Source organism: Streptomyces sp. NPDC097595 (assembly GCF_044761525.1).
Taxonomy (GTDB): Bacteria; Actinomycetota; Actinomycetes; order Streptomycetales; family Streptomycetaceae; genus Streptomyces; species Streptomyces drozdowiczii_A.
Map to the genome: position 1 here is coordinate 166,916 of NZ_JBIWCN010000018.1, position 21,502 is coordinate 188,417.

A 21,502-nucleotide genomic window follows, 5' to 3' on the forward strand; every position below is an offset into this window, starting at 1 on the left:
CCGTGCGTCCGCCCTCCGGACAAGAGGGCCTGCGCCGCCGCCCGTACGGCCACCGGCCGGGGGGCGTCACACCCCGCCGGCCGGTCCACGGCACCCGCACGGCCGTACGTTGTTCATGGTGCCGCGTCCGTATATCGGGGACGTTGCCCGTGTGTTAACGCCGCGTCAGACGGCCCGGCTGCTCCCGGAGGGCGAGGGCGGTTCCTCGTCGTCCCCGGCGGGCGGTGCGGGCCGCTCCGCCGCCTCCGCCGCCCGCGCGGCCGCCTCGCCCTGGCCGCCCTCGCCCGGCACCGCGTCGAGGGTGCCCTCCGGCGGGACCACCCGCTTCTCCTCCGCGAAGTGACAGGCGGAGGCGTGCCGGGCCGGGGTGTCCACGTCCTGGAAGACCGCCGGGACGGCCAGCAGCGGCACCTCCAGCTCGCACCGCTCCTGGGCCTTCCAGCAGCGGGTGCGGAAGCGGCAGCCGGAGGGCGGGTTGGCGGGCGAGGGCACGTCGCCGTGCAGGATGATCCGCTCGCGGAACTCCCGCGCCGCGGGGTCCGGCACCGGGACGGCGGAGAGCAGCGCCTGGGTGTACGGGTGTGTGGGGTGTTCGTAGATCTCCGCGTCGGTGCCGATCTCCACGAACCGGCCCAGGTACATCACGCCGACCCGGTCGGAGATGTGCCGCACGATGGACAGGTCGTGCGCGATGAAGACGTAGCTCAGGTTGAACTCGGCCTGGAGCCGGTCCAGCAGGTTGACGACCTGGGCCTGGACCGAGACGTCGAGCGCGGAGACCGGTTCGTCGGCGACGATGATCTCCGGGTTGAGCGCGAGGCCGCGGGCGATGCCGATGCGCTGTCGCTGGCCCCCGGAGAACTGGTGCGGATAGCGGTTGATGTACTCCGGGTTGAGCCCGACGACGTCGAGCAGCTCCTGCACCTTGCGGCGCCGGTCGCCCTTCGGGGCGACCTCCGGGTGGATCTCGTACGGCTCCCCGATGATGTCGCCGACCGTCATGCGCGGGTTGAGCGAGGTGTACGGGTCCTGGAACACCATCTGGATGTTGCGGCGGACGGCCTTGAGCGCGCGGCCGGAGAGCTTGGTGATGTCCTCGCCCTTGTACCGGATGGCGCCGGACGTGGGCTTCTCCAGCTGCACGAGCAGCCGGGCGACCGTCGACTTGCCGCAGCCGGACTCCCCCACGACGCCCAGGGTCTCGCCGGCCCCGAGGTCGAAGGTGACGCCGTCGACGGCCTTGACCGCGCCGACCTGCTTCTTGATGAGGATGCCCTGGGTCAGCGGGTAGTGCTTGACGAGGTCGCGCACCTCCAGGATCGGTTCGCCGCCCGCGTAGGCGCTCTCCTGGCGCGACTTGGACAGCAGGGTGCGCGCGGTCTCGCCCTCCTCGCGCGCTTCCTTACGCCCCGAGTGGTCAGCGTGCATCGAGCGTCTCCTTCCAGAAGTGGCAGGCGCTCTGTCGGTGCTCGGCCACGTCGTACAGCGGCGGCACGTCGGTGCGGCAGACGTCCTGGGCCATCGGGCAGCGCGGGTTGAAGGCGCAGCCGGGCGGGATGTGCAGCAGGTTGGGCGGCAGGCCCTTGATCGCGTACAGCTCCTGGCCCTTCTGGTCCAGGCGCGGGATCGAGGCCAGCAGACCCTTGGTGTACGGATGGGCGGGCGCCTTGTAGATGTCGTGCACGGGCGAGGTCTCGACGATGCGGCCCGCGTACATCACGGCGATCTTGTCGGCGACGTCGGCCACCACGCCGAGGTCGTGGGTGATGAGGATCAGGCCCATGTTCAGTTCGCGCTGGAGTTCCGCGAGGAGGTCCATCACCTGGGCCTGGACGGTGACGTCGAGGGCGGTGGTCGGCTCGTCCGCGATGATCAGGGAGGGCTCCAGGGCGAGCGCCATGGCGATCATGATGCGCTGGCGCATGCCGCCGGAGAACTGGTGCGGGTAGTTGCCCACCCGCTCCTTGGCGGCCGGGATGCGGACCCGGTCCATCAGCTCGACGGCCTTGGCCTTCGCGTCCTTGCGGGACATCCCGCGGTGCACGACGTACATCTCGCCGAGCTGCTCGCCGACGGTCAGGACGGGGTTGAGGGAGGACAGCGCGTCCTGGAAGATCATGGCCATCTCCTGGCCGCGGATCTTCCGGCGCTCCTCCTTCTTCATGGTCAGCAGGTCGCGGTCCTTGAACAGGATCTCGCCCCGCGGGATCTTCCCCGGGGGCATGTCGAGGATGCCCATGACCGCCTGTGCGGTGACCGACTTGCCGGAGCCCGATTCGCCGAGCACCGCCAGCGTCTCGCCCTCGGCCACCGAGTAGTTGACCCCGTTGACGGCCTTGACGATCCCGTCCCGGGTGTGGAACTCCACGTGCAGATCGCGCACTTCGAGCAACATGGCAGCGGACTCCTCAGCGCAGCTTGGGGTCGAGGGCGTCGCGCACCGCGTCGCCGAGCATGATGAAGGCCAGCACCGTGACGGCCAGCGCACCGGCGGGCCAGAGGAGCATGTGCGGGGCGTTGCGGATGTACTGGGACGCGGCCGAGATGTCGATGCCCCAGGAGACGGCGGGCGGCTTCAGACCGACGCCGAGGAACGACAGGGTCGCCTCCAGCGAGATGTACGTGCCCAGCGCGATGGTCGCGACGACGATGACCGGGGCGACGGCGTTCGGCGCGATGTGGCGCAGCATCATCCGGCCGTTGGAGGCGCCGAGGGCCCGGGCGGCCTGGACGTAGTCGTTGTGCTTGGCGGTGATGACGGAGCCGCGGGCGATGCGGGCGATCTGCGGCCAGCCGAGCAGGACGATGAAGCCGATCACCGGCCAGACGGTGGAGCTGGTCACCACGGAGAGGAAGACCAGGCCGCCGAGGACGACGGGGATGCCGAAGAAGATGTCGGTGAGCCGGGACAGGATGCCGTCCCACCAGCCGCCGAAGAACCCCGCGAGGCCGCCGAGGACGCTGCCGATCAGGGCGACGCCGAGGGTGGAGCAGATGCCGACGGTGACGGAGTTGCGGGCCCCGTAGACGACGCGGGTGTAGACGTCGCAGCCCTGTCCGTCGAAGCCGAAGGGGTGGCCGGGCTGGGAGCCCTGCTGGGCCTTGCCGAGGTCGCAGTCGAGCGGGTCGCCGGAGGCGATGAGCTGCGGCCAGATCGAGATGACCACCAGGAACAGGATGATCAGCGCGGAGATGATGAAGACCGGGTTGCGGCGCAGGTCGCGCCAGGCGTCGGACCACAGGCTCTGCGGTTTGGTGTCGGGGCCGGTGCCGCCCGGGCCGCCGGGGGTCTTCTCCAGGCTGTCGCCCTCCGCGAGCGCGAGGTCCGTGGGCCCGCCGGCTCCGGCGGCCGAGATCGCCTCGTCCGGTGTCTGCTCAGGCATAGCGGATCCTCGGGTCGAGTACGGCGTAGAGGAGGTCGACGATCAGGTTGGCCGCCAGGAAGACCAGCACCAGGACGGTGACGAAGCCGACCACGGTCTGCGAGTTCTGGCGCAGGATGCCCTGGTAGAGCTGGTAGCCGACGCCGTGGATGTTGAAGATCCGCTCGGTGACGATCGCCCCGCCCATCAGGGCGCCCACGTCCGTACCGATGAAGGTGACGACGGGGATCAGCGAGTTGCGCAGCAGGTGGCGGATGACCACGCGGCGCCGGGGCAGCCCCTTGGCGGTGGCGGTGCGGACGTAGTCGGCGCGGGTGTTCTCGGCGATCGAGGTCCGGGTGAGCCGGGTGACGTACGCCAGTGAGACGGAGGCCACCACCAGGCCCGGGATGATCAGCTCGTTCAGGGGGGCCTCGGGCGAGACGGACGGTTTGATGACGCCCCACTCGACGCCCAGGAGCAACTGGAGCAGCAGACCGGTGACGAAGGTCGGGATGGAGATCACGACCAGCGTGAGGATGAGGACGGTGGTGTCGACCGGCCGGCCCCGGCGCAGCCCCGTGACCACGCCGAGGCTGATGCCGATCACGATCTCGAAGACGATCGCGACGAGGGTGAGGCGGATGGTGATGGGGAAGGCGGTGCCCATCAGCTCGGTGACGTTCTGCCCGTTGAACGCGGTGCCGAAGTCGCCGGTGAAGACGTTGCCCATGTAGGTGAGGTATTGCTGCCACACCGGCTTGTCGAGGCCGAATTCCGCGCGGAGTTGGGCGGCGGTCGCCGGGTCGCACTGGCGGTCGCCGCAGAGACCGGCGATGGGGTCACCCATCACGTTCACCATCAGGAAGATCAACAGCGTGGTGCCGAAGAAGACCGGGATCATCTGCAGCAGCCGCCGGATCACATAACGTCCCATGAGGGGCTCCGGGGGTCGCGGGGGACGGAGGCTGAGGAGTCGGGGGGACGGGGAAGCCGGGCGGCCGGTGCGTCACCGCACGGTCGCCCGGCTCCGTCCCTTACTTGACCTTGATCTGCTCGTACACCGGGACGCTGAACTGGTTCAGCGAGACGTTGGTGACGTTGTCCGAGTAGCCGGCGCTGCCGTTCTGGTACCAGAGCGGGATGACGGGCATCTGCTGGACCATGACCTTCTCGGCGTCCTGGAAGGTGGAGACGGCCTTGGCCTTGTCGGACTCGGCGTTGGCCTTGTCCACGAGGTCGTCGAACTGCTTGTTGCTCCACTTGCCGTCGTTGGACGAGGCGTTGGTGTAGTACACGGGCTGCAGGAAGTTCTGGATGAGCGGGTAGTCCATCTGCCAGCCCGCGCGCCAGGCGCCGTGCAGCTTCTGCTGGGAGACCTGGCTGCGGAAGTCGGCGAAGGTGCCGACGGGGGCGCCCACGCACGCCTTGTTGTTGCCCATGACCTTGTTGATGCTGTTGCAGACGGCGTCGACCCATTCCTTGTGCGAGCCGGTGTCCGCGTTGTACGAGATCTTGAGCTGGCCGCCCGGGATGCCGCCGCCGTCCTCGATCATCTTCTTCGCCTCGGCGGCGTTGTACGTGCACTCCTTGCCGCAGAGCCCCTTCTTGAAGCCGCCGTCGTCGCCGAGGACCGGGGAGGTCCAGTCGGAGGCGGGGGTGCGGGTCTTCTGGAAGATCTGGTCGGTGATCTGCGGGCGGTTGATCGCCATCGACAGGCCCTGGCGGACCTTGGCCGCGTCGGGGGTGTCCCACTGCTTGTCGTAGAACGGGAAGGCGAGGGTCTGGATGATGCCGGCCGGGGTGTTGATGTAGCGGTCGCCGAGGTCCGACTTGACGTTCTTCAGCTGCGAGGCGGGCACGTCGTCCACGAGGTCGAGGTTGCCGGCCGTCAGGTCGGTGTAGGCGGTGTTGTTGTCGGTGTAGACCTTGAGGTCGATGCCGCCGTTCTGCGCCTTGTCGTCCCCGGGGTAGTCGTCCCACTTGCGCAGGCTCATCGAGGAGCCCTTGGTGTACTTGTCGATGGTGTACGGGCCGTTGCCGACGGGCTGCTTGAGCCAGTCCGCGTGGTTGTCGAAGAACGCCTTGGGGAGCGGGGCGAAGGCCGGGTAGCCGAGGGTGTCGGGCCACAGCGAGAACTTCTGCGCCAGCTTGACCGTGAAGGTCCTGCCGTCCACGACCTTGAGGCCGGACATGGTGGTGGCGCTCGCCTTGCCGGACTCCGGGTGCACCTTGTCGTAGCCGTCGATGTAGCCGAAGAAGTAGGCGTTCTTCTGGTTGTTCTTGAGGAGGGCCCCGTAGTTCCAGGCGTCCACGAAGGACTTGGCGGTGATCTTCTCGCCGTTGCTGAAGGTCCAGCCGTCCTTCACCGTGACGGTGAAGTTCTGGTTGTCCTTGGTCTCGATCTTCTCGGCGAGCATGTTGGTGGCTTCGCCGGTCTTCGGGTCGTACTTCTTCAGACCCCGGAAGATCATGTCGAGGACCTTGCCGCCCTGCACCTCGTTGGTGTTCGCCGGCTCCAGCGGGTTCTGCGGGTCACCCCAGGACGAGCTGACGATCCCGTCGGCGCCACCTCCACCGCCACCGCTGTCGCCCCCGCCGCAGGCCGTCGCCGCCAGGGCGACGGCCGCCGCGCATGCGGCCCACTTGACGTGTGTGGCTCCGCGCATGGAGTGCCTCCTCATTGTGCTCCGGCTTACGTGAGGTCAAATATCACCTCAGAGTGGGGCGTACGCATATCTACTCCCCCCATTCGGGCGCGGAGCGCACCCGTCCGGTCGTCGGCGAACGCGCCCGGACACCGGATTCCGGACGCGCACACGACACCTGAACGAGCCCTTCCACCCCCTCTGACGAGCGGCGAAGCGGTAACGACGGGGCAACGAACCGGCATCGGCCGCATAGCGCCACATCCGGATGTACGAATTCCGAGACAATGCCGCCCGGATATCGGACTCAATGCCCGGATTGAATTGAATTGCAGGTCAATATGCCCTGGATCAGGCAAACGCAAGGTAAAAGACTCGCCATGTGAAGGTCATGAACGAGTCAAGGTGCCAAAGAGCGGCCCAAGGCGGCTCGACATTCATTGACCCTGCGTGAATTGCGTTGAAAAAGTCCGGGTAGCCCGTGGGTGTGCCCTGCGGAGTCCTTCGACCCTCCGGGCCAGGAGCACCATGACGATTCCAACCTCGAACGCAGCAGCCACCCTTGAGGCGGCGGACGTGACGGCGGCGCTTCCGCCGGAGTCCGCCTCGGGCAAGGGAGGTGACGGCCGGTCGCCCGGAAAGCTCGCCTGGCGCCGCTTCAAGCGGGACCGTACCGGCGTGATTTCCGCGTATGTGGTCATTTTCTTCTTTGTGGTGGGCATTGCCGCACCGCTGATCGCGAAGCTGTACGGAAAGGACCCGTACACGACGTACGGGCAGAACGACACCAGCCTGCTGGACGACTTCGGCTCCCCGGTCCTCCCCAACGGCGGCATCAGCGGCGACTTCTGGTTCGGCATCGAGCCCGGCCTCGGCCGGGACGTCTTCACCTTCCTGCTCTACGGCATCCGCAACTCCCTGCTCATCGCCGCCGCCACCACGCTGCTCGTCACCGTGATCGGCATCGCGATCGGCATCACCGCGGGCTACCTCGGGGGCAAGACGGACTACCTGGTCGGCCGGGTCATCGACATCCTGCTGGCCTTCCCCTCCACGCTCTTCTTCATCGCCTTCTGGCCCGTACTGCTCTCGATCCTGGTCGACCCGGAGGAGAACACTCCGGTCTGGCTGACCGTGGTCACCCTCATCTCGGTCATGACCGCCTTCGGCTGGGCCTCCATCGCCCGTCTGCTGCGCGGTGAGGTACTGGCCCTGCGCGAGCGCGAGTTCGTCGAGGCCGCCAAGGTCACCGGCGCGTCCCCGGCGCGGATCATCTTCAAGGAACTGCTGCCCAACCTCTGGACGCCGATCCTGATCCAGGCCACGCTCGCGCTGCCCGCGTATGTGACGGCGGAGGCGGGTCTCGCCTTCCTCGGCGTCGGGCTGACGTCACCGACCCCGGACTGGGGCGTGATGATCCAGCGCGGCTCGGACGTCTACCAGAGCGACATCACGTTCATGCTCTTCCCCGGCGCGTCGATGGTGATCTTCGTGATCGCCTTCAACCTCCTCGGCGACTCGGTGCGCGACGCACTGGACCCCAAGACCAAGCGCTGAACCCGCCGTACTCCGGACGGGCGACGGGGCCCACCCGGATCCATCGTTTCTCCACTCGACCAGAGCAGGAAGCCATGTCTCTCTCCCGCAGAAACTTCGTCATCGCCACGTCGGTCGCGGCCGGCGGCTCGATGGTGCTCACCGCCTGCAGCAGCGGCAGCTCCACCGCCGGCAAGGGTGACAAGAGCAAGGGCCACGGCGGCGCCGACAAGTACACCGGCTCGGTGGTCGTCGGCACCAAGGAGGACTCCACGGGCGCCGCTCCGGAGATCCCCGGGGCCAAGAAGGGCGGGACGATCCGCGGCATCGCGCCGGACGACTTCTCGCACCTGGACCCGCAGCGCATCTACTTCTCGTGGAACTCCGCGGTCGGTGACCTCTTCATCCGCTGCCTGACCGGGTACAAGATCGCCTCCGACGGCACGATGAAGCTCGTCGGCGACCTCGCCACCGACGCCGGCACCACCAAGGACGGCGGCAAGACCTGGGAGTTCACGCTCAAGGACGGCCTCAAGTGGGAGGACGGCAAGGAGCTGACGGTCGAGGACGTGCGCCACGGCATCGAGCGCGGCTTCGCCAGCTTCACCACCGAGGGCGCCGGCTACGCCCAGCAGGCGCTCACCGGCACGACCGACTTCCGCGGCAAGTACAAGGGCCCGTTCAGCGGGAAGCACCTCGACTCGGTCGTCACGGACACCGCGAAGAAGACCATCACCTTCAAGCTGGCCGAGACCCGCCCGGACTTCAACTTCACCCTGGCGATGAGCTCCTACGGCGCCGTCCCGGTCAAGGGCGACAGCAAGGACAAGTACGACAAGGACCCGGTCTCCTGCGGCCCGTACCGCATCAAGTCGCACGCCGTCGACAAGTCGATGACCCTGGTCCGCAACGAGCACTGGGACCCGAACCTCGACGCGATCCGCAACGCGTACCCGGACAGCATCGTCTACGAGTTCGGCCCCGAGTCGCTCCAGGCCACCGACCGTCTGATCGCCGACTCCGGCGACGACCAGTACGCCGTCATGGCGTACAGCGGTGTCCCGGCCGAGCGCATCCAGAAGGTCCTCACCGACGCCGACCTGAAGAAGCGCACCTTCAACGGTCTGCTCACCGGCATCTACTACTACGCGATCAACACCAAGCGCATCACCGACCTGAAGGTGCGCCAGGCCCTGATCCACGCGTGGCCGCTGGAGCAGATCCGCAAGATCTACGGTGGTCCGTCGGCCGGTGACTACGCCACGTCCATCCTGAGCCCCGACATCCTCGGCTACGCCAAGGACGACGTCTACGGCAAGCTGAAGAAGCCGCAGGGCGACCCGGAGAAGGCGAAGGCGCTGCTGAAGGAGGCGGGCAAGGAGGGTCAGAAGATCGTCTACGCCTTCCCGCAGAGCAACACCTACGACAAGACCAAGGTCGTCATCGAGAACGCCCTCAAGGCCGCCGGCTTCGAGCCCGTTCTCAAGCCGCTGGAGTCCACCAGCTACTACGACGGCGTCCAGAAGATCGACAACAAGTTCGACGTGATGTGGTTCGGCTGGTCCCCGGACTGGCCGACCGGCTACACCCTGATGCAGCCGCTGTTCGACGGCGGCACCATCGCGGACGGCGCGAACAACATCTCGCAGCTGAACGTCGACTGGGTCAACGAGGCCATCAAGAAGAACGTCACCATCGCCGACCCGGCCGAGGCCGGCAAGCAGTGGGCCGCGCTCGACAAGCGGATCATGACGGAGGAGGCGCCGATCATCCCCGAGACGTTCCAGCGCCGCTTCTACCTGTACGGCTCGAAGGTCGGCGGGGCCATGTTCCACCCGCAGTACTCCTCGGCCATCTTCTACAAGCTCTTCGTGAAGGCCTAGCCGACACCCCCCGAGGCGGGGCGCCCCCGCGGCGCCCCGCCCGCTCCCCTCCCCCTCGTCGGCGTCTGCCAGGGAAATCCATCGCCATGTTCCGCTTCCTCATCCGCCGGGCAATCGGCGCACTGGTCATCCTGCTGATCATCAGTGCCATCACCTTCGTCCTCTTCTACGTCGCGCCCCGCGACCCCGCTCGCGCGGCCTGCGGCAAGATCTGCACACCGGAGACGCTGGCGCTGGTCAAGCAGAACCTCGGCATCGCCGACCCGCTGCCCGTGCAGTACTGGCACTGGCTGGAGGGCGTGTTCGTCGGACGCGACTACAGCTCGTTCGGGCACTGCCCCGCGCCGTGCCTGGGCTACTCGTTCCGCAACCGCGAGCCGGTCCTCGCCACCATCATGGACCGCCTCCCCACGACGCTCTCCCTCTCCGTCGGCAGCGCGGTCGTCTTCGTGCTCTTCGGTGTGGGCACCGGCATGCTGGCCGCCGTGAAGCAGGGCAAGGCGCTGGACAAGGTCGCCTCCTCGGCGTCCCTGATCGGCTCCTCGATGCAGATCTACATCGTCGGCGTGGTCGCCATGTACTACCTCAGCGACCAGTGGCACATCCTCAGCCGCCCCAAGGACGTCGCGCTGACCCAGGACCCGGCCGGCTGGTTCGCCGGACTGCTGCTGCCCTGGATGGTGCTGGCGCTGATCTTCACCGCCAACTACACGCGTATGACCCGCTCCCAGCTCGTGGAGTCGATGAGCGAGGACTACGTCCGCACCGCCCGCGCCAAGGGCCTGTCCCGGCGCACCGTGTTCTTCCGGTTCGCGTGGCGCGGCGCGATGGGCCCGATCGTCACCATCTTCGGACTCGACCTCGGTCTGCTGCTCGGCGGCGCGATCATCACCGAGAAGACCTTCGGTCTCCATGGCATCGGCGCCCTGTCGATCAAGGCGGTCTACGACAACGACCTGCCGATGATCCTCGGCGTCGTCCTGGTCGCGGCGGCGGCGATCGTCCTCTTCAACATCGTCGTCGACGCCGTCTACGCCCTCATCGACCCACGCGTCCGCCTCGCCTAGGGAGAGACCCCATGAGCACCCCCTTCCTCTCCGTACGCGATCTGCGCGTGCACTTCTCCAGCGAAGACGGCATGGTCAAGGCCGTCGACGGGCTCTCCTTCGACCTGGAGCGCGGCAAGACCCTCGGCATCGTCGGCGAGTCCGGCTCCGGCAAGTCCGTCACCAACCTGGCCATCCTCGGACTGCACCACCCCGACCACACCGAGATCGACGGCGAGATCCTGCTCGACGGGCAGGACCTGCTCTCCGCGTCCGAGCGGGAGCTGGAACGGCTGCGCGGCAACAAGATGGCCATGGTCTTCCAGGACGCCCTGGCCTCCCTGTCGCCGTACCACACCATCGGCAAGCAGATCGGCGAGACGTTCCGCAAGCACACCGGCGCCTCCAAGCAGGAGGCCCGGGCGCGGTCGATCGAGATGCTCACCAAGGTGGGCATCCCGCAGCCGAACCTGCGCGTGGACGACTACCCGCACCAGTTCTCCGGCGGTATGCGCCAGCGCGCGATGATCGCCATGTCGCTGGTCTGCGACCCCGCGCTGCTGATCGCGGACGAGCCGACGACCGCGCTGGACGTCACCGTGCAGGCCCAGATCATGGACCTGCTCAAGGACCTCCAGCAGGAGTTCGGCACCTCGATCATCTTCATCACCCACGACCTCGGCGTCATCGCCGACATCGCGGACGACGTCCTCGTGATGTACGGCGGGCGCTGTGTGGAGCGGGGTACGAAGAAGGAGGTGCTGCGGGCGCCCCAGCACCCGTACACCTGGGGTCTGCTGGGCTCGATGCCCACCCTCGAAGGGCCGGTGGACGTGCCCCTCTCGCCGATCCCCGGTACCCCGCCGAGCCTCCTCAACCCGCCGACCGGCTGCCGCTTCCACCCGCGGTGCTCGTTCACCGAGCAGGTCGGCGGCGACCGCTGCTCGGCCCAGCAGCCTCCGCTGGACCTGGTGTCCGGGCGCGGGGCGGCCTGCCACCTGACCCCGGAGCAGCGCGTGGAGTTCTTCACCGACTTCGCCGGCACCCGGGCCAACTGACGTACAAGAGACGGGACTTTCCCACCATGAGCAGCACCGATCCCCTCCTGGACGTCTCCGGACTCACCAAGCACTTCCCGATCAAGGGCGGCTTCCCGATCCGGCGGACCGTCGGGGCCGTCCAGGCCGTGGACGGACTGGACTTCACCGTCGCCGAGGGCGAGAGCCTGGGCCTGGTCGGTGAGTCCGGCTGCGGCAAGTCGACCACGGGCCGGCTGGTCACCCGGCTCCTCGAACCGACCGCGGGCCGGATCACCTACCGCGGGCAGGACATCACGCACGCCGGCCGCAAGCAGCTGGCGCCGGTCCGCTCCGAGATCCAGATGATCTTCCAGGACCCGTACGCCTCGCTGAACCCGCGCCAGACGGTCGGCAAGATCGTGTCGGCGCCGATGGAGGTCAACGGCATCGAGCCGCCCGGCGGCCGCGAGGCCCGGGTGCGGGAGCTGCTGGAGACGGTCGGGCTCAACCCGGAGCACTACAACCGCTTCCCGCACGAGTTCTCCGGCGGCCAGCGCCAGCGCATCGGGGTGGCCCGCGCGCTGGCCCTGGAGCCGAAGCTGATCGTGGCGGACGAGCCGGTGTCGGCGCTGGACGTGTCGATCCAGGCGCAGGTGGTCAACCTGTTGCAGAAGCTCCAGAAGGAGCTGGGGATCGCCTTCCTGTTCATCGCCCACGACCTGGCGGTCGTACGGCACTTCTCGCAGCGCGTGGCCGTGATGTACCTGGGCCGGATCGTGGAGATCGCGGACCGCGACGACCTGTACGGGAATCCGCGCCACCCCTATACGCGAGCGCTGCTCTCCGCCGTGCCCGAGGCGACCGCGGACGACACACCGGCCCGTGACCGCATCCGGCTCACCGGCGACGTCCCGTCCCCCGTCAACCCGCCCTCGGGCTGCCGCTTCCGCACCCGCTGCTGGAAGGCCACGGACAAGTGCGCGAGCGAGGCGCCCCCGCTGGTCCGGGTCTCCGGCAGCCGTGAGGGCCACCTGACGGCCTGCCACTACCCGGAGGACTCCCAGTCGGTGGCCGCCGTCCCGCAGGCCCGCAAGGAGGACGCCAGGGCCGTAAAGAGCCTCGACGAGGGGGACGCGAAGCCCGCCACGAGCCTCGGCAAGGACGGCGGGCCCGAAGACCGCGAGGCGCGAGGCTGACACCCCTCGCCTCGGCCCCGGGGCCGTACGCCCGGCGCGGGACCCGACCGGTCCCCGCCCCCCCGTACGGCTCCGGCCGGGGGAACCGGGCACGCAACGGCCCATTGACCCGAGCACCCTGCGAGCCCGGTTCCCGGTACACGGGAAAGGCGCCCCGGAACCGATCGGTTCTGGGGCGCCTTTCGTTGTGCGCGCGGTGTTACGAGGCCGCGTGCACCACGTCCTTCTCCTCCGCGAAGTGGCAGGCCGACTCGTGGGCGGCCGGCGTCTTCGAGGTCTTGAAGCGCTCGGGGACCGCGAGGAGCGGCACCTCGGTGGCGCACTTGTCCTGGGCCTTCCAGCAGCGGGTGCGGAAGCGGCAGCCCGAGGGCGGGTTGGCCGGGGACGGGACGTCACCGGTGAGGATGATCCGCTCGCGGCCCTCGCGGGCCTCCGGGTCCGGCACCGGGACGGCCGACAGCAGCGCCTGGGTGTAGGGGTGCGTCGGGTGGTCGTAGATCTGGACGTCCGTACCGATCTCGGCCATCTTGCCGAGGTACATGACGCCGACCCGGTCCGAGATGTGCCGGACGATCGACAGGTCGTGCGCGATGAAGAGGTAGGACAGGTTGAACTCGTCCTGGAGCTTCTCCATCAGGTTGACGACCTGCGCCTGCACCGACACGTCGAGCGCGGAGACCGGCTCGTCGCAGATGATGATCTCCGGGTTGAGCGCGAGGCCCCGGGCGATGCCGATGCGCTGGCGCTGGCCGCCGGAGAACTGGTGCGGGTACCGGTTGATGTACTCCGGGTTGAGGCCGACGACGTCCAGGAGCTCCTGGACACGGCGCCGCCGGTCGCCCTTGGGGGCCACCTCGGGGTGGATCTCGTACGTCTCGCCGATGATGTCGCCCACCGTCATACGGGGGTTGAGCGAGGTGTACGGGTCCTGGAACACCATCTGGATGTTGCGGCGGACGGCCTTCAGCGCGCGGCCGGACAGCTTGGTGATGTCCTGGCCCTTGTAGAAGACCTCGCCGGCGGTGGCCCGCTCCAGCGTCATCAGCAGCTTGGCGACGGTGGACTTGCCGCAGCCGGACTCGCCGACGATGCCCAGCGTCTCGCCCGCGTACAGGTCGAACGAGATGCCGTCGACGGCCTTGACCGCGCCGACCTGCTTCTTGAAGAGGATGCCCTGCGTCAGCGGGAAGTGCTTGACGAGGTTGCGCACCTGGAGGATCGGCTCCCCCTGCGACACGGGCGCGTCGATGGCGGCTACGGCCTCCGCCTCGCTCGCCGCGTCGACGGTCTCCACCTCGGAGACGTTGGGGGTGGCGTCCACGGACTCCTTCGAGATGTCAGCCATGGATCGTCTCCTTCCAGAAGTGACAGGCGCTGCGGCGGCCGGCCAGCTCGGTGCCGTCCTGCTCGGTGACCGGCTGGAGGGCCGGGATGTCCGAACGGCAGATGTCCTGGGCCATGGTGCAGCGCGGGTTGAACGCGCAGCCCGACGGCACGTGCAGCAGGTTGGGCGGCAGGCCCTTGATCGCGAAGAGCTCCTGGCCCTTCTGGTCCAGGCGCGGGATCGAGGCCAGCAGACCCTTGGTGTACGGGTGCGCGGGGCGCTTGTAGATCTCGTGCACCGGGGCGGTCTCGACGATCCGGCCCGCGTACATCACGGCGATCTTGTCGGCGACGTCCGCGACGACACCCAGGTCGTGGGTGATCAGGATCAGGCCCATGTTGTACTCGCGCTGGAGCTCCGCGAGCAGGTCCATCACCTGGGCCTGGACGGTCACGTCGAGCGCGGTGGTGGGCTCGTCCGCGATGATCAGGTCCGGCTCCAGGGCGAGCGCCATCGCGATCATGATGCGCTGGCGCATACCGCCGGAGAACTGGTGCGGGTAGTCCGAGACCCGGGCCGCGGCGGCCGGGATCTTCACCTGGTCCATCAGCTCGATGGCCTTGGCGCGGGCTTCCTTCTTGGACAGGCCCTGGTGGACCCGGAACATCTCGCCGAGCTGGTAGCCGACGGTGAGGACCGGGTTCAGCGAGGACAGCGCGTCCTGGAAGATCATGGCGATCTTCTGGCCGCGGATCTTCCGGCGCTCCTCGTTGGACATCTTGAGCATGTCCTGGCCGCGGAAGAGGATCTCGCCCTTGGGGATCCTGCCGGGCGGCATGTCGAGGATGCCCATGATGGCCTGCGCCGTCACGGACTTGCCGGAGCCGGACTCGCCGAGGACGGCGAGGGTCTCGCCGGCGTCCACGCTGTAGTTGACCCCGTTGACCGCCTTGGCCACACCGTCGCGGGTGTGGAACTCCACGTGCAGGTCACGGACTTCGAGCAGGGGACCGACGTGGTCGTCACCCCGGCGTGCGGACGGGACTTCGGCGGTCTTGTTGATGGTGGCCACGTTCGCCCTCCTATCGCGACTTCGGATCGAGGGCGTTGCGGACGGCTTCGCCGAGCATGATGAACGCCAGAACGGTGATGCTGAGCATGATCGACGGGTAGATCAGGATGTGCTGCGCCACCCGGATCTGGTTCGAGCCCGTCGAGATGTCGATGCCCCACGAGATGGTCGGGTCGGCGAGACCGAGGCCCAGGTACGACAGGGTCGCCTCGGCCGAGATGTACACACCCAGCGAGATGGTGGCGACGACGATCACCGGCGCCATCACGTTCGGCAGGATGTGCCGGAACATGATCCGGGTGGTCCCCGCGCCGAGCGCCCGGGCCGCCTGGACGTAATCGGCCTCCTTGACGGTGATCACCGCGCCACGCATGACACGGGCGATCTGGGTCCAGCCGAGGAACGCCAGGGCGAGCACGACGACCCACACCTTGCGCTCGCTGAAGGACTGGAGCACGACCATCGCACCGAGCAGGAAGGGCAGGCCCAGGAAGATGTTGGTGAAACCGGAGAGGACCGCGTCGACCCAGCCGCCGAAGAACCCGGACAGCATGCCGATGAGGCCGCCGAACACGGTCACCAGCACGGTGACGCAGACGCCGACGGTGATCGAGGCGCGGGTGCCGTAGATGACGCGGGCGTAGACGCTGCGGCCCTGCCCGTCGTATCCGAGCCAGCCCTCCGAGCCGATCTTGCTCAGCTCCGGCTTCTTCAGGAAGTGCTTCCCGAGGTCCGCGTGGGTCGCCGAGGCCCCGGTGAACAGGCCGGGGAAGACGGCTATCACCAGGAGGATGACGATGAGGACGGACGACACCAGGAAGTAGGGGTTGCGACGCAGGTCGGCCCAGGCGTCGCCCCACAGGCTGCGCGCCTTGGCGGCCTTCACGACGGAGGTCGGGTCCGTGACGGGACCGTGGATGTCCTCGGGCGCGGGTGCGGTCTTGGTCACGTCAGGCATAACGGATCCTCGGGTCCAGGACCGCGTACAGCAGGTCGACGATCAGGGTCATGAACAGGTAGACGAGCACCAGGATGGTGACGAGGCCCACCAGGGTCGTGCCTTCACGCCGGGTGATCGACTCGACGATGGTGCCGCCGATGCCCTTGACGTTGAAGACGGACTCGGTGACGACCGCACCGCCCATCAGGGCGCCCAGGTCGGTGCCCAGGAAGGTGATGACGGGGATCATCGAGTTGCGCATGAGGTGCACACCGATGATGCGGCGCTTGGGAAGTCCCTTGGCGACGGCCGTACGCATGTAGTCGGACCGCAGGTTCTCGGCCATCGTCGTACGGGTCAGCCGTGCCACGTACGCGAGGGAGAGCGAGCCGAGCACGATGGCCGGGGTCAGTAGTTCGCTCCAGGTCGCCTCGTTCGAGACGTTGGGCGAGATCAGCCCCAACTGGTCGGCGAAGACGGACTTCACGATGTGCGCCAGCACGAAGACGGGGATCGAGATGATCAGCAGCGTCAGGATCAGGACCACGTTGTCGGCCAGCCGGCCCGCGCGCAGACCCGCGACCATGCCCAGGCCGATGCCGAGGATGATCTCGATGATGAACGCCATGCTCGCGAGTCGCAGCGTGACCGGGAAGGCGTCGCCGAGCACGTCGGTGACGGGGCGCCCGCTGGCTATCTGGTTGCCGAAGTCCCCATGAAAGATCATGCCCTTCATGTAGTCCCAGTACTGCACCAGAATCGGCTGGTCCAGTCCGAGCTTGTGCCGCATCGCTTCCAGAGTGGCCGGGTCGGCCCCCTTGTCCCCGAAGAGCCCGCGCACGGGGTCGCCGGGCAGCGTGTAGACCATCAGGAAGATCAGCAGCGTTGTCCCGAGAAAGACCGGGATCATCTGGAGCAGTCGTCGTGCGACATAGCGCCCCATCATGCCTCCATGTAATAGGCGGCGGCAGCCGACGGGCCCTCCCCCGCACCGACTTCCCCTGAGGGTGGGTCGATTGCGTGGAAGGGCCCCCCGGCCACTGCGTGCGGCAGGCGCGGGACCGTTCTTCAGGCGGTCCCGCGCGTGCGCGCGGACTACGTCGGTGTGATTACTTCTTGACCTCGACCTGCGTCAGGATCGGGTCGCCGTCCTGCGCGTAGTCGACGTTCTGGACCTTCTCCGAGTAGCCGGCGTTGACCTTGTAGTACCAGAGCGGGATGGAGGGCATGTAGTTCACCAGCTCCTTCTCGATCTTCTGGTACGCGGCAACGGACTCTTCGAGGGAGGCGGCGGAGTCGGCCTTCTTGATCTCCGCGTCCAGGGCCTTGTTCGAGAAGTCGCCCTGGTTGCCCGCGGCGCCGGTACGGAACAGGTCCGAGATGAAGTTGGCGTTCACCGGGTAGTCGAGCACCCAGCCGGAGCGGTACAGGGACTTGACCTGCTTGTCGTCACGCGCGTTGGTGTCGGCCTGGAAGTCGGCCTTCGAGTCACCGGTGCACTTGACGCCGGTCGACTGCGTGATGCTGTTGCAGACCGCCTCGACCCATTCCTTGTGCCCGCCGTCGGCGTTGAACTGGATCGAGATCTTGTTGCCCGGGACGCCGCCGCCGTCCTTGATGAGCTGCTTGGCCTTGGCGGGGTCGTACTTGGTGACGTCGCCGGTGGCGTCCTTCTGGAAGCCGAGCACGCCCTGGGCGACCCAGCCGGTCGCCGGCTCACGCGTGCCCTGGAGCACGGTCTTCGTGATCGTGTCGCGGTCGATGCCCATCGACAGACCCTGGATGACCTTGGGGTCGATGTCCTTGAACTGCTTGGTGTAGAACGCGACGGCGATCGTCTGGATGGCCGAGTACGGCTTGTCCACGGCGCGGTCACCGAGGTCGGACCGGTAGACCGGGAGGTCCTTCGGGCCGATCTGGCGCAGCACGTCGACGTTGCCGGACTTCAGGTCCTCGTAGGCGGTCTCGAGGGTGGTGTAGTTCTTGAAGATCACACCGCCGTTCTTCGCCTTGTCGAGACCCTTGTAGTCGTCGTTGCGGACGACCTTGATCTGCTTCTTGTGGTCCCAGCTGACGAACTTGTACGCGCCGTTGCCGACCGGCTTCTCACCGGCGGCCTTCGGGTCCGCGTAGAAGGACTCGGGCAGCGGGGAGAAGACCGTGTAGCCGAGCTTGTACGAGAAGTACGGCAGCGGGGCGTTGAGCTCGATGGTGAACGTGTAGTCGTCCACCTTCTTCAGACCGGACATGGTGTCCGACTTCGGCTTGGCCTTCGCGTCCTCCGGGTGGACGTCCGCGTAGCCCTTGATGTCGCCGAACCAGGAGGCGTTGGTCTGGTCGTTCTTGATGTTGGCGGCCCAGTTCCAGGCCTTGATGTAGGACTCGGCCGTGACGGGGGTGCCGTCGTGGAACTTCCAGTCCTTCTTGAGCTTGACCGTCCAGAGCTTCGAGTCCTTGGTGTCGACGGACTCGGCGTTGATCATCTCAAGCTTGCCGGACGGGTCGTAGTCCACCAGCTGCGAGAAGATCGCGTCGGTGACGATGCTGCCGTTCGACTCCATCGTGTTGGCCGGCTGCAGCGGGTTCTGCGGCTCGCCGACCTCGACGGAGAAGATGCCGTCCGGGTTCACCGCGCCCTTGGCGCTCTTGCTGCCCTTGTCGGCATCGTCGTCGCCGCCACCACAGGCAGTCGCAGCCAGGGCGATGATGGCCGCTCCCGCGACCCACTTGGCGCTCTTGGCACCACGCATGGGTTTCCTCCTCATGAGTCCACTTTTGACTACAAGAAGGGCACTGGGTCGATACACCGACACCCCTGACGGTGATCGTTTCAGTGCCCTTAGTGTGCTCGTGAGTCGGCGCACTCCCCACAGTGCGTGACCCATTGACCCGAGCTCAATGGAGCCAACTATTAAGTACGACTGGGCCGTAAACCACACTTAAAGGGTCTCGGTTTGACAACATCCGACCCTTGCGCGGACCAAAATCCGGACAAAGTGATCCCAGACAGACACCCCCGAAACGGACTGTTAACACATGTTTCGGAGAGCAACCTCCGATAATCGGACGTTTTTGTCTCACATGCTGGTCCGGCAAGCCTAAAACCGGTTGACCACGGCCGAGGGCCCCCACAGTGTCTGTGAGGGCCCTGGGCTACGGCAATGCCTGGAGCTGACGGATCGTCGGCCGGAAATCGCCTACCGGCGCCGGCTCAGCCGTGCTTGGCGCGCGAGGCGCTGCGGTTGCGCTCCTTCTGGTCGAGGACGACCTTGCGGATGCGGACGGCCTCCGGGGTCACCTCGACGCACTCGTCGTCGCGGCAGAACTCCAGGGACTGCTCCAGGGAGAGCTTGCGCGGCGGGACGATCGCCTCGAACGAGTCGGCCGACGAGGACCGCATGTTCGTGAGCTTCTTCTCCTTGGTGATGTTCACGTCCATGTCGTCGGCGCGCGAGTTCTCGCCGACGATCATGCCCTCGTACACCTCGGTGCCGGGGTCGGTGAACAGCACGCCGCGCTCCTGGAGGTTCGTCATCGCGAAGGCGGTGACGGCACCGGCGCGGTCGGCGACCAGCGAGCCGTTGTTACGGGTTGTCAGGGTGCCGAACCACGGCTCGTGGCCCTCGTGGATGGAGTGCGCGATACCCGTACCGCGGGTGTTCGTCAGGAACTCCGTACGGAAGCCGATGAGGCCGCGGGACGGGACGACGAACTCCATGCGGACCCAGCCGGAGCCGTGGTTCGACATGTTGTCCATGCGGCCCTTGCGGATGCCCATGAGCTGCGTGACGGCGCCCATGTGCTCCTCGGGCACGTCGATCGTCATGCGCTCGACGGGCTCGTGGGTCTTGCCGTCGACGTCCTTGGTGACCACCTGGGGCTTGCCGATGGTCATCTCGAAGCCCTCGCGGCGCATCTGCTCGACCAGGATGGCCAGCGCCAGCTCACCGCGGCCCTGCACCTCCCAGGCGTCGGGGCGCTCGGTGTCCAGGACGCGCAGCGACACGTTACCGATCAGCTCGCGGTCCAGGCGGTCCTTGACCTGGCGGGCGGTGACCTTGCGGTCCTTGACCGCGGCCTTGGCCTCCGCGCCCTTGCCGGTGCCGCCCCGGCCGACGAGCGGCGAGGTGTTGGTGCCGATGGTCATGGAGATCGCGGGCTCGTCCACCGTGATCAGGGGCAGCGCGACCGGGTTCTCCGGGTCGGCGAGCGTCTCACCGATCATGATCTCCGGGATACCGGCGACGGCGCAGATGTCACCGGGGCCGGCCACCTCGGCGGGCTTGCGGGTGAGCGCCTCGGTCATCATCAGCTCGGTGATGCGCACGTTCTGGATGGAGCCGTCGCGCTTGATCCAGGCCACCGTCTGGCCCTTGCGCAGCTCGCCCTCCTCGACGCGGAGGAGCGCGATGCGGCCGAGGAAGTTGTCGGCGTCGAGGTTGGTGACGTGGGCCTGAAGCGGCGCGTTCTCCTCGTACGTCGGAGCCGGGACGTGCTCCAGGATCGCGGAGAAGAACGGCTCCAGGCTGGTGGAGTCCGCCGGGACGGTGCCGTCCTCCGGCTTGGTCAGCGAGGCGATGCCGTCACGACCGCACGCGTAGACGATCGGGAACTCGATCTGCTCCTCGTCCGCGTCCAGGTCGAGGAAGAGGTCGTAGGTCTCGTTGACGACCTCGTCGATCCGGGAGTCGGGGCGGTCCGTCTTGTTGATGCACAGGATGACGGGCAGCCGCTGCTGGAGCGCCTTGCGCAGCACGAAGCGGGTCTGCGGGAGCGGGCCCTCGGAGGCGTCGACCAGAAGCACGACCGCGTCCACCATCGACAGGCCGCGCTCGACCTCGCCACCGAAGTCGGCGTGGCCGGGGGTGTCGATGATGTTGATGGTGATGACGTCGCCGCCATCCTTGGGGTGGTACTTCACGGCCGTGTTCTTGGCCAGGATCGTGATGCCCTTCTCACGCTCCAGGTCGTTCGAGTCCATCATGCGGTCGTCGAGCGACTCGGCGGCGTGCGCGGCGAAGGAGCCGGCCTGCTTGAGCATGGCATCGACGATGGTCGTCTTGCCGTGGTCGACGTGGGCGACGATGGCTACGTTACGGATGTCGTGGCGCGTGGGCATGGTGTGGCTTGCGCTTCTCTCGGATCGGGGATTCAGGCGCCTGGGTCGGTCTTGAGTCCTCGTACGCCCGCCGGGCGGACGCGCCACGGCTAGTCCCATGGTACGGGGCGGCCGCTGCTGCGGCTTCCCGGGCGGTTTCTAGGGCCTGTCCGCAAAGTCCCGTCGTACTCCCGAAGGGCGTGGCGTGCGGCGTCTGGTGCTTCCCCAAGTTCTCGGCTTCGCTCGAACAGGGGAGACCCCACTTCTCGGTGTGCCGGCCGCAATCCCTCGTACTGGACGTACTTGGGATTTCGGCCGGTGCGGCGAGAGTGCGTGCCAGGCGTCGCGGGCCAGACGGGACTTTGCGGACACGCCCTA

The 21,502-nt window shown here is 67.5% G+C and carries 16 protein-coding genes; 5 read left to right on the plus strand and 11 right to left on the minus strand.

What is annotated here, in order from left to right; genetic code table 11:
- Positions 1-165: 165 nt before the first annotated feature.
- The 5 genes from ACIQZN_RS26125 to ACIQZN_RS26145 all read right to left on the minus strand — a co-directional run bounded on the left by ACIQZN_RS26125 (position 166) and on the right by ACIQZN_RS26145 (position 6,031).
- On the minus strand, positions 166-1,428 hold the full coding sequence (locus ACIQZN_RS26125; RefSeq protein WP_403998470.1) for an ABC transporter ATP-binding protein: 1,263 nt from the start codon (positions 1,426-1,428) through the stop codon (positions 166-168).
- On the minus strand, positions 1,418-2,395 hold the full coding sequence (locus ACIQZN_RS26130; protein ID WP_403998473.1) for an ABC transporter ATP-binding protein: 978 nt from the start codon (positions 2,393-2,395) through the stop codon (positions 1,418-1,420). The genes ACIQZN_RS26125 and ACIQZN_RS26130 overlap by 11 nt, the downstream gene beginning before the upstream one ends.
- Before the next feature lie 13 nt (positions 2,396-2,408).
- Positions 2,409-3,383 (minus strand): ABC transporter permease, encoded by a 975-nt coding sequence (locus ACIQZN_RS26135; RefSeq protein ID WP_403998476.1) that lies wholly within the window; start codon positions 3,381-3,383, stop codon positions 2,409-2,411.
- Positions 3,376-4,299, minus strand: coding sequence for an ABC transporter permease (locus ACIQZN_RS26140; protein ID WP_403998479.1), 924 nt, complete (start codon positions 4,297-4,299; stop codon positions 3,376-3,378). Before ACIQZN_RS26140 ends, ACIQZN_RS26135 begins: the two co-directional genes overlap by 8 nt.
- A 100-nt stretch (positions 4,300-4,399) precedes the next feature.
- Complete coding sequence (locus tag ACIQZN_RS26145) at positions 4,400-6,031, minus strand: ABC transporter substrate-binding protein (RefSeq protein WP_403998482.1); 1,632 nt, start codon at positions 6,029-6,031, stop codon at positions 4,400-4,402.
- A 507-nt stretch (positions 6,032-6,538) separates the two neighbouring features.
- Here ACIQZN_RS26145 and ACIQZN_RS26150 point away from each other — a divergent pair.
- The 5 genes from ACIQZN_RS26150 to ACIQZN_RS26170 all read left to right on the plus strand — a co-directional run bounded on the left by ACIQZN_RS26150 (position 6,539) and on the right by ACIQZN_RS26170 (position 12,690).
- The gene (locus tag ACIQZN_RS26150) at positions 6,539-7,567 is read left to right on the plus strand and encodes an ABC transporter permease (RefSeq protein ID WP_403998485.1); all 1,029 of its coding nucleotides are present in this window, start codon (positions 6,539-6,541) and stop codon (positions 7,565-7,567) included.
- A gap of 74 nt (positions 7,568-7,641) precedes the next feature.
- A complete protein-coding gene (locus tag ACIQZN_RS26155; RefSeq protein ID WP_403998488.1) occupies positions 7,642-9,429 on the plus strand; it encodes an ABC transporter substrate-binding protein in 1,788 nt (595 codons plus the stop codon).
- Positions 9,430-9,515: 86 nt separating this feature from the next.
- Positions 9,516-10,496, plus strand: a complete 981-nt coding sequence (locus ACIQZN_RS26160; protein WP_403998491.1) for an ABC transporter permease — start codon at positions 9,516-9,518, stop codon at positions 10,494-10,496.
- 11 nt (positions 10,497-10,507) lie between these two features.
- Positions 10,508-11,533, plus strand: coding sequence for an ABC transporter ATP-binding protein (locus ACIQZN_RS26165; RefSeq protein WP_403998494.1), 1,026 nt, complete (start codon positions 10,508-10,510; stop codon positions 11,531-11,533).
- A gap of 26 nt (positions 11,534-11,559) precedes the next feature.
- A complete protein-coding gene (locus ACIQZN_RS26170) occupies positions 11,560-12,690 on the plus strand; it encodes an ABC transporter ATP-binding protein (RefSeq protein ID WP_403998497.1) in 1,131 nt (376 codons plus the stop codon).
- Between the two features lie 199 nt (positions 12,691-12,889).
- Here the strand turns inward: ACIQZN_RS26170 and ACIQZN_RS26175 are convergent, their stop codons facing one another.
- The 6 genes from ACIQZN_RS26175 to typA form a co-directional block, all read right to left on the minus strand.
- Positions 12,890-14,035: an ABC transporter ATP-binding protein gene (locus tag ACIQZN_RS26175; protein ID WP_403998500.1), complete on the minus strand. Its 1,146-nt coding sequence runs from the start codon at positions 14,033-14,035 to the stop codon at positions 12,890-12,892.
- Entirely contained in the window at positions 14,028-15,086 is a 1,059-nt protein-coding gene (locus tag ACIQZN_RS26180) for an ABC transporter ATP-binding protein (protein WP_365677991.1), read from the minus strand. The genes ACIQZN_RS26175 and ACIQZN_RS26180 overlap by 8 nt, the downstream gene beginning before the upstream one ends.
- 10 nt (positions 15,087-15,096) lie before the next feature.
- On the minus strand, positions 15,097-16,044 hold the full coding sequence (locus ACIQZN_RS26185; protein ID WP_403998502.1) for an ABC transporter permease: 948 nt from the start codon (positions 16,042-16,044) through the stop codon (positions 15,097-15,099).
- Entirely contained in the window at positions 16,037-16,969 is a 933-nt protein-coding gene (locus ACIQZN_RS26190; protein ID WP_403998536.1) for an ABC transporter permease, read from the minus strand. Before ACIQZN_RS26190 ends, ACIQZN_RS26185 begins: the two co-directional genes overlap by 8 nt.
- 166 nt (positions 16,970-17,135) lie before the next feature.
- On the minus strand, positions 17,136-18,776 hold the full coding sequence (locus tag ACIQZN_RS26195) for an ABC transporter substrate-binding protein (protein ID WP_403998505.1): 1,641 nt from the start codon (positions 18,774-18,776) through the stop codon (positions 17,136-17,138).
- A gap of 461 nt (positions 18,777-19,237) precedes the next feature.
- A complete protein-coding gene (typA, locus tag ACIQZN_RS26200; protein WP_403998508.1) occupies positions 19,238-21,145 on the minus strand; it encodes a translational GTPase TypA in 1,908 nt (635 codons plus the stop codon).
- Positions 21,146-21,502 lie beyond the last annotated feature (357 nt).